The organism is Burkholderia sp. MSHR3999 (genome assembly GCF_000833595.1).
Taxonomy (GTDB): Bacteria; Pseudomonadota; Gammaproteobacteria; order Burkholderiales; family Burkholderiaceae; genus Burkholderia; species Burkholderia ubonensis.
Map to the genome: position 1 here is coordinate 2,274,523 of NZ_JRFO01000001.1, position 11,643 is coordinate 2,286,165.

Annotated in this window: 12 protein-coding genes; 2 read left to right on the forward strand and 10 right to left on the reverse strand. The window is 67.2% G+C overall.

The features are described 5' to 3' along the window. Positions 1–138: 138 nt before the first annotated feature. Positions 139–1,272, forward strand: coding sequence for a sensor histidine kinase (locus tag KY49_RS10485; RefSeq protein WP_042584447.1), 1,134 nt, complete (start codon positions 139–141; stop codon positions 1,270–1,272). 32 nt (positions 1,273–1,304) lie between these two features. Here the strand turns inward: KY49_RS10485 and KY49_RS10490 are convergent, their stop codons facing one another. Then, positions 1,305–2,090, reverse strand: a complete 786-nt coding sequence (locus KY49_RS10490; protein ID WP_230380777.1) for a response regulator — start codon at positions 2,088–2,090, stop codon at positions 1,305–1,307. 310 nt (positions 2,091–2,400) lie between these two features. Continuing rightward, complete coding sequence (locus KY49_RS37050; protein ID WP_143136121.1) at positions 2,401–2,604, reverse strand: hypothetical protein; 204 nt, start codon at positions 2,602–2,604, stop codon at positions 2,401–2,403. Positions 2,605–2,647: 43 nt separating this feature from the next. Here KY49_RS37050 and KY49_RS10495 point away from each other — a divergent pair, with 43 nt between their 5' ends. Beyond that, entirely contained in the window at positions 2,648–3,280 is a 633-nt protein-coding gene (locus KY49_RS10495; RefSeq protein WP_052495642.1) for a lytic transglycosylase domain-containing protein, read from the forward strand. Positions 3,281–3,356: 76 nt separating this feature from the next. Here the strand turns inward: KY49_RS10495 and KY49_RS10500 are convergent, their stop codons facing one another. The 8 genes from KY49_RS10500 to KY49_RS10535 all read right to left on the reverse strand — a co-directional run bounded on the left by KY49_RS10500 (position 3,357) and on the right by KY49_RS10535 (position 11,631). Continuing rightward, on the reverse strand, positions 3,357–3,866 hold the full coding sequence (locus tag KY49_RS10500; RefSeq protein WP_042584448.1) for a hypothetical protein: 510 nt from the start codon (positions 3,864–3,866) through the stop codon (positions 3,357–3,359). Between the two features lie 138 nt (positions 3,867–4,004). Further along, positions 4,005–5,210, reverse strand: coding sequence for a c-type cytochrome biogenesis protein CcsB (gene ccsB, locus KY49_RS10505; RefSeq protein WP_156162465.1), 1,206 nt, complete (start codon positions 5,208–5,210; stop codon positions 4,005–4,007). A gap of 90 nt (positions 5,211–5,300) precedes the next feature. Then, positions 5,301–5,972 carry a c-type cytochrome gene (locus KY49_RS10510; protein WP_042584449.1) on the reverse strand — a complete coding sequence of 224 codons (672 nt, stop codon included), beginning with the start codon at positions 5,970–5,972 and terminating at the stop codon, positions 5,301–5,303. Positions 5,973–6,128: 156 nt separating this feature from the next. After that, positions 6,129–7,514, reverse strand: a complete 1,386-nt coding sequence (locus tag KY49_RS10515; protein ID WP_052495636.1) for a hypothetical protein — start codon at positions 7,512–7,514, stop codon at positions 6,129–6,131. A 155-nt stretch (positions 7,515–7,669) separates the two neighbouring features. Beyond that, positions 7,670–9,364: a c-type cytochrome gene (locus KY49_RS10520; RefSeq protein WP_156162466.1), complete on the reverse strand. Its 1,695-nt coding sequence runs from the start codon at positions 9,362–9,364 to the stop codon at positions 7,670–7,672. Continuing rightward, on the reverse strand, positions 9,361–10,197 hold the full coding sequence (locus tag KY49_RS10525) for a hypothetical protein (protein ID WP_042584450.1): 837 nt from the start codon (positions 10,195–10,197) through the stop codon (positions 9,361–9,363). The genes KY49_RS10520 and KY49_RS10525 overlap by 4 nt, the downstream gene beginning before the upstream one ends. A 45-nt stretch (positions 10,198–10,242) precedes the next feature. Continuing rightward, a complete protein-coding gene (locus KY49_RS10530) occupies positions 10,243–11,067 on the reverse strand; it encodes an outer membrane lipoprotein-sorting protein (protein ID WP_042584451.1) in 825 nt (274 codons plus the stop codon). 42 nt (positions 11,068–11,109) lie between these two features. Beyond that, complete coding sequence (locus KY49_RS10535; RefSeq protein WP_231636368.1) at positions 11,110–11,631, reverse strand: hypothetical protein; 522 nt, start codon at positions 11,629–11,631, stop codon at positions 11,110–11,112. Positions 11,632–11,643: the final 12 nt, after the last annotated feature.

Below are 11,643 nucleotides of genomic sequence, written 5' to 3' on the forward strand. Positions count from 1 at the left end.
GGTGGATTACCCGTCGTCCGCAGCCGGGATGCCCCCCACGCCGCGCACCCGCATTCACCCGATTGCTGGATGTGCCGGTCGCGGCCTAGAATCACAGCGCCATTACGGTTTCCTGATAACGCAGCATCGGGGGCTCTCATGCGTGAACGCCAGCCCGAAGGACCGCAGATCAGGCTGCTCGACCTGATCGACGCGATGCGCAAGCTTCGCAGCGCGGTCCGTCCAGGCGATCGCGGCGCCGGCATCGTCACCGATGCGCGCGGGGCGGCGCTTGCCATTCTCACGCCCGACGGCGTCTTCGTCTGCGTGAATCGCAGCGCCGCGGCGCTGCTCGGCTACTCGAACGACGATCTCGTCGGCAAGCATCTCGCCGACCTCGCGCCCGACGACACCCATGCCGAATTGACGGACGAATTGTCGACGAGCGCCCGCAGTCCGTTTCACTCGTTCAGCGCGGCGCTCTGCGGGCGCACCGGCCATCCCGTGCCGCTCCTGCTGCATCAGCAGCCGCTCCCCGCCGGGGACGCGGGCGCCGGCATGCTGCTGACGCTGTTCGAGGAACCGCTGAGCTTCGAGATGAAGCCGCACGGCCCGTCCGAATCGCTCGACGCCGATGCGCGCGCTTGCCAGACCTGGCTGATGCTGGGTCAGCAGAAGGAGCGCCACCGGCTGAGCTCGGAACTGCATGACGGCATCGGCCAGGCCTTGACGCTCGTCAAGCTGATGAACGAGGACGCGCTCATGCGCCTGCGCCGCGGCGACGTCGACGAGGCCGCGAGCCTGCTCGACGCCACGGTTCAGCGCATCCGCGAAACGATCGGCGACGTGCGGCAGATATGCGGGGAACTGCGGCCGCTGATGCTCGACCAGCTCGGCCTGCCCGCGGCATTGGCTTCGTTGTGCCGGCGCATCGAGCGCGACACGGAGACGCTGTCGGTCACGTTCAATTGCGACGTCGACGACGACGACGTGCCCGAGCATCTGAAAGCGGACATGTTCCGGGTCGCGCAGGAGGCGCTCAACAACATCGTCAAGCACGCGCAAGCCAGCGAAATCTCGCTCGGCCTGCAGCACGTCGCGGGCGGCCTGCTGCTGACGATCCAGGACGACGGCGTCGGCTACGAGCACCGCCCGCTGGCGACGGAGGACGCGCGCATGACCGGGCTCGGCCTGATCGGCATGCAGTACCGCGTCGAGTCGCACGGCGGCACGTTCTCGATCCGATCGTCGGCCACGAGCGGCACGCTCGTCTCGGCGACCTGGAGGCTGTGACGCGACGCGCGCGTCGCGCTCAGCCGTCCCGCTCAGCCGTCCGCCTCGCCGAGCGGATATTCGCGCAACGGCGCCCTCGCATCGGCGTCGCCCGCCTGACTGCCGTGGCCGGTCGAGTGAGCGGGCACGTCGTTCGCGTTGGGCTCCGCGCACTTCGCCGCCAGCGACGTCAGCAGCCCCATGTTCATCGCGACGAGCACCAGCTCCGTCAGGTTCGCGATATGGAGCTTGTGCATCATGCTGGCGCGATACTTCTCGATCGTCTTCGGACTCAGGTTCAGGTACTGGCCGACCTGCCGGTTGGTGCGCCCTTCGGCGATCAGCTTCAGCACGCTGCGCTCGCGCGCGGTCAGGATGTCCCAGGCCGTCTTCGGCGCGGGCATTTCGCGGCCGGTCACGAACGAATCGACCATATACCCGTACACGTCCGCGCTCAGGTGCTTCTTGCCCTGCATGACCGTGCGCATCGCCAGCAGCAGCTCGTCGAACGAGACGTCCTTGAGCACGTAGCCGTCGACGCCCGCACGCAGCGCTTCCCGCACATACTCCTCGCTCTGGTGCACCGTCAGCGCAACGATGCGCACCTGCGGCGAGCGCCGCTTGATCGTTGCACTGGCATCGATGCCGTTCATCCCGCGCATCGACAGATCGATCAGCATCAGGTCCGGGGCAAGCGCGAGCGCCTGCTGGCACGCCTCCTTGCCGTCCCTCGCCTCGCCGACCACCTCGTAATCGCCTTGCGCGCACAGCATCGAGCGCAGGCCGCTTCTCAGCAGATCATGGTCTTCTGCAATTACCACGCGACATTTGGTGTTCACGTCTTCCACTCCCGGTTGCCCCCCTACCCGGTCGCTGCGGAACGTTCGATATGGCCATGTCGTATCCGCAGGGCCGGCAACGCTCTCTGGGTATCGTTCCCAGTCCTGATTTATCCATGCATTTGCCTCCGCAACCGACTGTCATGTCGCTCGATTGAGCAAGGTTCGCGCCACGGCCCGGCCTGCCAGCCCCAGCCGGGGCCCGGGCGCGGCACGGCCGCCCGGAAACGGCCGGGGTTCGTCCCGTGTGTTTCAGGAATGAATCCTTTTGGCGCCTTTCGCCGGATTAGTGCGACTACGGATAGCGGAATTACCACTCGTTTTTCGCGGCCGGCGAAAATGATTGAATCGCGACAACATAAAAGCCGGAATAAACCGGATGGCGCACCGCAAGAAATGTAATCGGCGCCGCTCGATTTTCATTACCGCCGATTACCGATGTAACAATCTTGCACAACCCGTCACGTCCGGCGATACGTGCATCGAAGTGTAGGGAGGCGCCCCATTGCAGCACGGATTTTTCGTACACCACAATTCAGGTGCAGGAGATCCGGAAGATGCACCACTGCCTTTCATCCCGCCTGGGAAACGCCATCGTCGCCGCATGCGTGGGGCTCGGCGCCGCATGGCCGTGCGGCGCATGCGCGGAGATATTCGGTGCGGTCACGAGCAGCGGCGTCATCGTGTTGACGAACGAGCCCGGCAACGCCGGTCTGAAGGTGATCGTCGCGGGCCCGCCGGCCGCCGGGCCGGACGCGCCGCGCGCGTCGTCGAGACCGGCCGACGGCGCCGTGCTGTCGCGGTTCGCGGACGTGATCGAAGAAGCGAGCCACGCGTTTCGCGTTCGCCCCGAACTCCTGCGCGCGGTGATCGACGTCGAGTCCGGCTACAACCCGAAGGCGGTGTCGGACAGAGGCGCGCTCGGACTCATGCAGTTGATGCCCGGCACCGCGCGACGCTTTTCGCGCGGAGACATGCTCAATCCGCGCGAGAACGTGCTGGCCGGCGCGCAATACCTGAGATTCCTGCTCGACCTGTTCAAGGAGAACGTCGAGCTCACGCTGGCCGCATACAACGCCGGAGAGAGCGCGGTGATCCGCGCCGGCTATCGCATCCCGGCGTTTGCGCAGACGCGCCTTTACGTGCCGCGCGTGCTCGCGCGCTACAAGCAGCTGCTGGCCGCGAACTAGCCGATGCCGATGCTCGCACCGCGCATCGCGAGGCAGCGCACGCCGTGCGAACGGTAGCGTCGGCCCGGCCAGCCGCTCAAGGAAACGCGGGAATGGTCGGGTCCTCGCCCTCGAGGTGCGCCTCCGCGTGGTGAAGCTTGATCAGGTCTTCGATTTCATGCACGCGGTCCTTCGCGACGTCGATCATCATCAGCAGCTCGCCGCGCTCGATCCCTTCCTCGAACCGCTTCAGCCGCGTATTCGGCACGTCGACGCCGATCATCGACGCCGCCCATGCGCCGAAGCCGGCGCCGGACAACGTGATCGTCACCACGGCGCCGCCGGCGATCGGCAGGCCCGCCGGCGGAAAGGCCAGGGCGAGCAGCGCCATCACCATTCCGGTCGCACAGCCGACGGCCGTGCCGCGCGCCAGCGACGGCAGCAGGTCGCTGCGCTGCGCCAGCGTCGCGGTCGGCAAGCCGTCAAGCACGGTGTGGCGGTTTGCAACGACATGGATGTGCCGCCACTCGACCCGTTGCAGCAGAAGCTCGTTCACGATCAGATGCGCGCACTGCGGCGTCGGCAACAGAAAATAGATGCGTCTCACGGCCCCTCCCCCTACCTTGCTTCACGCATGCACGGATGCACCCGATGACATTCTCGTCCGGCGCGCCGCCCGCTTGAAGTAGGAACACTCGCCGACATGCATGGGTAGAACACGGTAGACGGCGCCATGCGCGCCGCGTCAAAGCTGCCCGTAGCTGTGCAGCCCCGACAGGAACATGTTGACCCCGAGGAATGCGAACGTCGTGACGATCAGGCCCGTCAGCGCCCACCACGCGGCGGCCGTGCCGCGCAGGCCCTTCATCAGCCGCATGTGCAGCCACGCCGCGTAGTTCAGCCACACGATCAGCGCCCAGGTCTCCTTCGGGTCCCAGCTCCAGTAGCCGCCCCACGCCTCGGCCGCCCACAGCGCGCCCAGAATCGTCGCGATCGTGAAGAACGCGAAGCCGACCGCGATCGACTTGTACATCACGTCGTCGAGCACCTCGAGCGCCGGCAGGCGATCGCCGAGCACGCCCCGCTCCTTCATCAGGTACGCGACCGACACCATCGCCGACAGCGCGAAGCTGCCGTAGCCGATGAAGTTCGCCGGCACGTGGATCTTCATCCACCAGCTCTGCAGCGCCGGCACGAGCGGCTGGATCTGCTGCGCGTCGCGCGCGATCGAATACCACATCAGGAAGCCGACCGCCGCGCTGATGATCAGCAGCACGAACGCGCCGAGCGCGCGCGTGCCGTAGTGGCCTTCGTAATACAGGTAGAGCAGCGCGGTGATCAGGCTGAACAGCACGAACACTTCATACAGGTTCGACACCGGGATATGGCCGACGTCGGCGCCGATCAGGTACGACTCGTACCAGCGCGCCATCATCCCGGCGAAGCCCATCAGCACCGCGACCCACGTGAGCTTCTGGCCGATCGCGGCGGCGGACGCCGAGCGCGCGAGCGTGCCGATCCAGTAGAACACCGTCGCGAGCACGAACAGCGCGCTCATCCACAGGATCGCCGACTGGCTCGACAGGAAGTACTTGAGGAAGAACGCCGAGTCCGCGCGCGCCAGGTCGCCCTGGTAGATCCGGATCGACAGCAGCGCCAGCACCGCGATCGACGCCATCAGCAGCCGGGCCGGCTTCCAGCGCCAGCCGAGCGTGACGAGCGCCGGGACGGTGCCGATCAGCACCGCCTTGTCGTAGCCGTTCATGAACGCGGCGTAGCGCGTCAGTGCGAACGCTGCGCCTGCGACCATCGCGAGCGCGAACAGCCAGTCGACGATGTCGAGACGCAGCAGGAACGGGCGCGCGCCGTGCGGCGCAAGCAGCGGCTCGGCAGCCCGCCGCCGCTGCCGCGGCTGGCGGACCAGCGCCGCGCCGCCGCGAGAGGATTGCATGATCTTCATCGTCGTCACCGTGACGGAACCGCTTAACTCAGGAATAAAAAGCAGCGCCCCGCCCCGGGGGGAGACGAAGCGCTGAAATGTTCAGCGATCCTCGGGCGGACTTGCCGGCGCCTCGGCCTCCGGCGGGAACGCCTCGACGTACGCCGCCACCGCGCGCATGTCATGCTCCGACATGTTCGCGCACACCTCCTTCATGACCGTGCCGCGCGGCCGGGTGTCCGTTTCGCGGAAGATCCTGAGCTGCTTGACCACGTAGTCCGCATGCTGGCCGGCGAGACGGGGAAACCGCTCGACGCCCTCGCCGTGCTGGCCGTGACATCCGATGCACGCCGACACGCCCTTGTCCGGCAGGCCCGACTCGAAGATCGACTTGCCCGCGCTGATCAGCGCGAGATCGCCGATGTCGCCCAGCGTCGTGCTCTGGCTGGAGAAATACGTGGCAAGCTCGTCGATCTGCGCGTCGGTCAGGTGCGTGAAGCCCCACATGTACCGCTTCGCGTTCGGATCGGCCCGCGTGTGAAGCTTGAAGTCCGTCAGCTGATCGACGAGGTATTCCTTGCGCTGCCCGGCGAGCTTCGGAAACATCGGCGACACCGACACGCCGGTCGCGCCGTGGCAGTTCGAGCACACCTGCAGCGCGATGGTCTTGCCCGCCACGGCCGGGTTGTCGACTTGCCGCGAGCGCTCCAGGTTATGGCACGCCGACCCGGCCAGCAGCATCGCAAGCGACACGAGATGGGCCATCTTGTTCATGTCAGGGACCTCCTTGACGCAATTTCCGCCGCCCTCTGAAACGATTCCGTTCTGCGACGGTGCGCATGCGCACCGACACGCGATGCGAGATGCGCGCCGCCCTCCCGCTGCGCGTGCTCCAGTCGGCCACGCGCACGGGAAATGCCGGACGGAAGGTCAGAACGAAGCGACCCATAGGTACAGGAACAGCGTGTCGTTGTCCCTCGCGTTGCGCCCGTTTCCGTCGTAATTGGTCGTCGCGCCGAGGAACTTGGTGAAGTGCGTGTACTGCAGGCCGACGCGCACGTATTGCACCGGTATCCAGAAGATCTCCGGCGTCCAGCCCTGCGTGTTCGGATGGAAGTTCGCGCTGGCCGCGTACAGCGTGCTGTCCGGCGTGCCCGTCGTGTTGAAGAACGACAGACTGACGCCGTATTTGTTCTGGTAGATGTACGACGCCTTGAGCCGCAGCGAGTTGAGGTTCGCCGCCGTGTTGTCGCTCACCACGAAGTTGTTCGGGTCGTGAATGTTCTCGCGCACGTAGCGCGCCTGCGCGGTGATCGTGTGCGGCTCCAGCAGGTATTGGTACTGCGTGTCGAAGCCATAGTCGCGATAGCGCGTGACGCCCGCGCCGAAGATCGGGAAACTGTTCGGGTCGTTCGGATAGATGTTGACGCTGAACCCGAACGCGCCAACCATCAGGCTGTGAGGGCCCCAGTCGTGCGTCAGCGCGATGCGCGCATACGGGTTGTAGCCGCGCAGATAGACCTGCGGATGGTCCGGGTTCCCCGCTTTGCTCCCGTGGCTCAGGAACGACCAGATGCCGTCGGCCGTGCTGTACGCGGTCAGCTCTGCATAGACCGTCTTGTTCCAGTACAGGTACGCGCCCGTGCCGACGGCCTGCATCGCGAGGGCCCCTTCGATCACCGGCGTGACCGGCACGCCGGCAACCGGGCTGATCGCCGACCCGATGTACGGGTAGCTCCAGGCCGGCGCGGTGTTGAAGACGTCCTGCACGGTCGGATTGTTGTGCAGCGTCAGGCCGAGGATCAGGTCGTTCGCGGGGGACATGATCCGGTCGACGAAGCGGAAGTCGGTGTTGTCCGACGCCCACCAGCCTTTCCATTTGCCGCTGGCGTCCTGGTGATCGTAGTTCGCATAGGTGAACTGCGCGAAGCCGCCGATATGGTCGGTGATCTTCCCGGCGAGGAACACGCTCGCGAAATCGAAGATCGGCAGGCCGTTCTTCGGCGTGATCGGATTGCCGTTGGCGTCGCTGTTCGCGCGCGTCTTGGTCAGGTCGCCGACGGCCATCGCGGCGAGCGGAATCGTGCGCTCGCCAAGCGTATAGCCGTTCAGCTTGAACAGGCGCCCGTACGGCGTGAGCTCCGGAAATTGCCCGCCGGCATGACAGGCGACGCAGCTTTGCCCGGTCTGCCGCGCGAAGATCGGCAGCGCCTGTGCGGCGGAAAACTGCAGCAGCGCGAGTGCCGCGAGCGCGATCGTCCAGCCTCGACGAAGCCAGTGATGACGCGCGCCACGGCCGACAAGAAAGTTCGTCATCGCTATTCTCCCCAACGCCCTGTATCGCCCCGCTCCGGCGCGACAAGCGAACGTCGCGCGCTGTCTTCATTGTGCAAAGCGCCAAGCGAAACCGGCATGGGGCAACCCCCTCTTGTCGCGTGCTGATCTCTACCCGATCGCGATGCGGCGGCCGCTCAGGGGACGATCCAGCCGCCGTCCGCGGAGAGCTTCATGCGATCCGGCCCGGCGAACCGGACGATATAGCCGCCCTTCGACGCGAAGCGCTGCCCGGGGGCAAGCGTCAGGCGCGGGTAATAGCCCGTGAGGATGCGGCGCTCGAGCATGTCCTGGATGCGCTCGACGAGGTATTCCCGCACGAACGCGTCGACCAGGTGGCTGAGCGTCTCGGCGAGCAGCCCGCAGGCGAGATACGTGTCCGCCTGCACTTGCGGCGCGACCATCGGAATCTGCCGGATCGTGAACCAGCCGAACGCATAATCGACGCGCACGCGCCGCCCCTCCGGCAAGTCGAACGGGTACGCGATGCGCGTCACGCCGCGCCAGCGCGTCGGCAGCGGCGTGTCGTCGAGCCCGCCGAGCAGCCCCGACATGAAGACCGTGTCCGACGCGGGCGGCACGTGATCGAGCGCCGCGATGTCGGGCGGCCGCAGCCACAGCACGAGCACGTCGTCGCGCGGCATCCGCTGCAGCGCGTGCGCGACGCCGTCGCCGGGCGCAAGCGCGCGGTTCGACACCGCGAAGCCGCGCGCTTTCAGCGCGGCGGCCAGCGCTTGCGCGCCCCGCTCGCCGTTGTCGCCCGCGCGATAGACCTGCCACACCGTCTTCACCGCTTTCGCAGCCGGCCTCGCCCCGGCCTCGTCCAGAATGCGCTTCGCGATCAGCTCCGACTCGAGCAGCACGCCCTTCGAGAAGTACACCGAATAAAAGTCGTGCTCCGTTTCGATCGGCACCTCGACGTTCGGAAAGAGGCAAGGCACGGCCTCCTGCTCGCAGAAATCATGGACCGGCGCCCAGTTCCTGCCGCCGAGCCCCGACACCACGGCCAGCACCGGCTGCCGCGCGAGATCCTGTCGCAGTTGTTCACGCCACGTGTCCGGCGGTCCCTTGAGTTCCCACACATGCAGCTCCCAGCGGCGATTGACCATGAACATCATCTTGCGCGTCGAGCGCAGCGGCGGCGTCGCGCCGAATGGAAACGCGTTCTTGTCCGCGAAGTAGTGCCGCAGGACGTCGAGCATGCCCGCGCGCTTCACCGGGTCCGCGTCCGGCGTGATGATCGTCGCGAAATGCAGCACCGTGTCCGCCGCGCCCGACGGCCTGCGCTGGTCGAGGCGCTTCAGGTAGCCGGTCAACGCGGCCATGTCGGCGTCGCCGAGCGCGTACCGCGGCATCAGGCTGCCGAGCGGCTTGCCTTCGGAATCGATCCCGTCGCGCACGGCTCTCGCGAGCAGTGCCTCCGTGTACGGCTCGCGATCGGCGCGCATGCCGGCGACATAGGGGATGTCGAGATCCTCGGCGGTTCGCGCGCGCGGATGGACCAGGTAGCGCCACGTGATCGGGGGGATCGTGTTGTTGCCTTCCTTCGAGCCCAGGCCGCTGCGCCGATGACAATTGATGCATGCGGCGGCGGCGCCTTGCAGGCGCACGCCGTCCTTGTGCACCGCTTCGAGCGGCTCGCCCGAGCCCAGGAGGCCGCGCTGGAAGATCGCCTGTCCCGCGTCCGCCGCCGGCTCGCCGCAGCGCGCAGCGCCCGCCGGCACGATCAGCGCGACCAGCAGCGCGGCCAGCTGCGCGCCCCGCGCGAGCATGCGCGACGCGCGCGCGCCAGGCCGCGCGAGGGCGCGCAGCCGCCCCCGGACGCCGTTCATGGCCGTGGCGTCGGCCGACCGGTGCGCGACTGCCGCGGCGTCACGTCGGCATCGATCGAAACCGGACGGCGCCGGTCCGTCGAGACCGGCCTGGCGAAGATCGCATCGTCGAGCGGCGGGTTCAGCGACACCTTGTCGATGACCAGCGTGTCCTTGTTCGGCGACGACGCCGATCCGGTGACGATCCTGAGCGGAATCCGCAGGCCGTCGATGGTCCGGTAGTCGCTGTAGTTCACGTCGACGGTCACCGCGCCGCGCGGCCCGCGCACCTCGCGGTCGGTCTTCACGTCGAGGAACGTCTGCGCGTCGATCCACACATGGCGCAGCGCGCCGGAGGGCAGCTTCACCGCCAGGCGATACACGTTGCGCCCGTCGATCCGGTCGACGCCGTCGAGCGCCACGCCGACGCCCTTCGCGTCATGGTCGATCAGCGGCCCGTCGATCACCTGCTCGTCGCGCGCGGACACCAGCTCGTCCATCGTGTAAGGCCGCACGCTCGCGCTGCCGCCTGCGTTCGCGCCGAGCTTCCAGCCTTCGTGGCCATCGAATGCGCGCACGCCCGTCTGGCCGAACACGGTGATCTCGAAGCGCGTCTTGTTCGGCCGTTTCATCGCGAGGATGAACGGCATGTCCCGCACCGGCGCATTCGCACTGTCCACATGGCCGGACCAGACCATCGTCCGGACCTTGCGCCATGCGTCGAGCCCGCCGCGCGCCGCGGCGTTCTTCTCGACGATCTGCTCCGCCGTCAGGCCTTTCCCCGGCATTTGCTCGCACGCGCACAAGGCCGCCGTCACGCAGCCGGCGAACACCCACGCTTCGATTCGTCTCATGGCCTCCTCCCCCCTCCGTTCGGATGCCTGACCAGTGGCTGCCGGCTAACGGCTCGCCGCCTTCGCGACGGTGAGCGGCGGCTTGCCGAACATCGCGTCGTCGGCCGGCTGGTTCAGCGCGACATGGTCGATCGTGATCTTGCGCGTCTCCTTGACGCCGCTCACGACGGTCTCGAGCGTATGCGGCACGACGACGCCGCTCTCCTTCTTGTAATCGCGATAGAAGATCGCGACGCTGTGCGGCCGGCCGTCGAGCACGCGCGGCTCGCCGTCGATCTTCAGTTCGAGAAACGTAGCCGCATCGATCCACACGCGGCGCTCCGCCCGCTCTTTCGTCGTCACCTTCAGCACGTACGCGCGATGCCCCTCCACCGTTTCCGTGCCAAGCATCTGGACCGTGCTGCCCTTGCTCGCGTAATCGACGAGCGGCCCGTCCAGTTCCGCGGACTGCGCCGCCGATTTCGCCTCGGCGGGCGTATAGGGCTCGACTTCGTTTCGGCCGAGAAACGGCCTGACTTTCCAGCCTTGCGCGCCGTCATAGACCTGCAACGCGGTCTGCGCGTTGAAGCGGACTTCGAAGCGGCTCTTGTGCGGGCGCTTCATCGTCATCACGAACGGCAGCGCGGTGTTCTTCGTGCCGCCCGCCTCCATCAGCCCCGACAGCGTCAACGTATTGACCGCGCGCCAGGCTTGCAGCCCGCCGCGCGCCGCCACGTTGCGCTCGACGATCTGCGCGGCGCTCATGCGCCCCGCCGATGCGGCCCTGGCCTGCGCGGTCCCCGCCGCCGAGGCCGCGAGCGCGTCGGGGGTCGACGCGAGCAAACCCGCCAGCGAGGCCGCCCCAATCACTGTCGAAAGAAACCGGCTCATGTGTCTTCTCCTCTCCCTGTGCCGCGCATCGCGGCCGCATCGTCATTCGACCACCAGCCCGTCGATATGCAACGATCCTATGATCACGTTCACGCGCTCGCCGGACTTCACGACGTTGCCCTTGTTCGAGAACACCATCCAGTATTCCCGGCCGGCCTCGATGCTGCCGCTTTGCCGCAGCTGGCCGACCTTGTCCATCACCGGCACCTCCAGCAGCGCGTGACTCGTCTGTCCGTACAGATACGGCGTCGCGCTCCTGTCGGCGAGCCGCTTCGCGGCGACGGGATCGGTCACGCGGTAGCTGAAGCGGATCAGGTTGTCCGATGCGATGCGGTGCACCTTCAGGTTGTCGATCCCTCTCGTCATCATGTAATAGGTTCTCGCGCGCCGCGTGAGGTCCGGCCGGTACGGCGAATGCCTCGCACCGGCGGCGGGCGCCGCCTTCGTGCCCGCCGCCGGCGCGCCCTGCTGCGCCGCGGCCGGCTCAGCGGCGGCCGCGGCGGCCAGGCACGCGGCGACCGCGTAAAGCGCTGCTCGCCTGCGCAGCACACGTGAACGGTTCATGGCGCCCCTCCC

Coding starts and splice junctions, on each gene's coding strand:
- KY49_RS10485 (WP_042584447.1), top strand. CDS start 139: ATGCGTGAACGCCAGCCCGAAGGACCGCAGATCAGGCTGCTCGACCTG.
- KY49_RS10525 (WP_042584450.1), bottom strand. CDS start 10,197: ATGAGACGAATCGAAGCGTGGGTGTTCGCCGGCTGCGTGACGGCGGCC.
- KY49_RS10495 (WP_052495642.1), top strand. CDS start 2,648: ATGCACCACTGCCTTTCATCCCGCCTGGGAAACGCCATCGTCGCCGCA.
- KY49_RS10530 (WP_042584451.1), bottom strand. CDS start 11,067: ATGAGCCGGTTTCTTTCGACAGTGATTGGGGCGGCCTCGCTGGCGGGT.
- KY49_RS10535 (WP_231636368.1), bottom strand. CDS start 11,631: ATGAACCGTTCACGTGTGCTGCGCAGGCGAGCAGCGCTTTACGCGGTC.
- ccsB (WP_156162465.1), bottom strand. CDS start 5,210: ATGCAATCCTCTCGCGGCGGCGCGGCGCTGGTCCGCCAGCCGCGGCAG.
- KY49_RS10515 (WP_052495636.1), bottom strand. CDS start 7,514: ATGACGAACTTTCTTGTCGGCCGTGGCGCGCGTCATCACTGGCTTCGT.
- KY49_RS10510 (WP_042584449.1), bottom strand. CDS start 5,972: ATGAACAAGATGGCCCATCTCGTGTCGCTTGCGATGCTGCTGGCCGGG.
- KY49_RS10520 (WP_156162466.1), bottom strand. CDS start 9,364: ATGAACGGCGTCCGGGGGCGGCTGCGCGCCCTCGCGCGGCCTGGCGCG.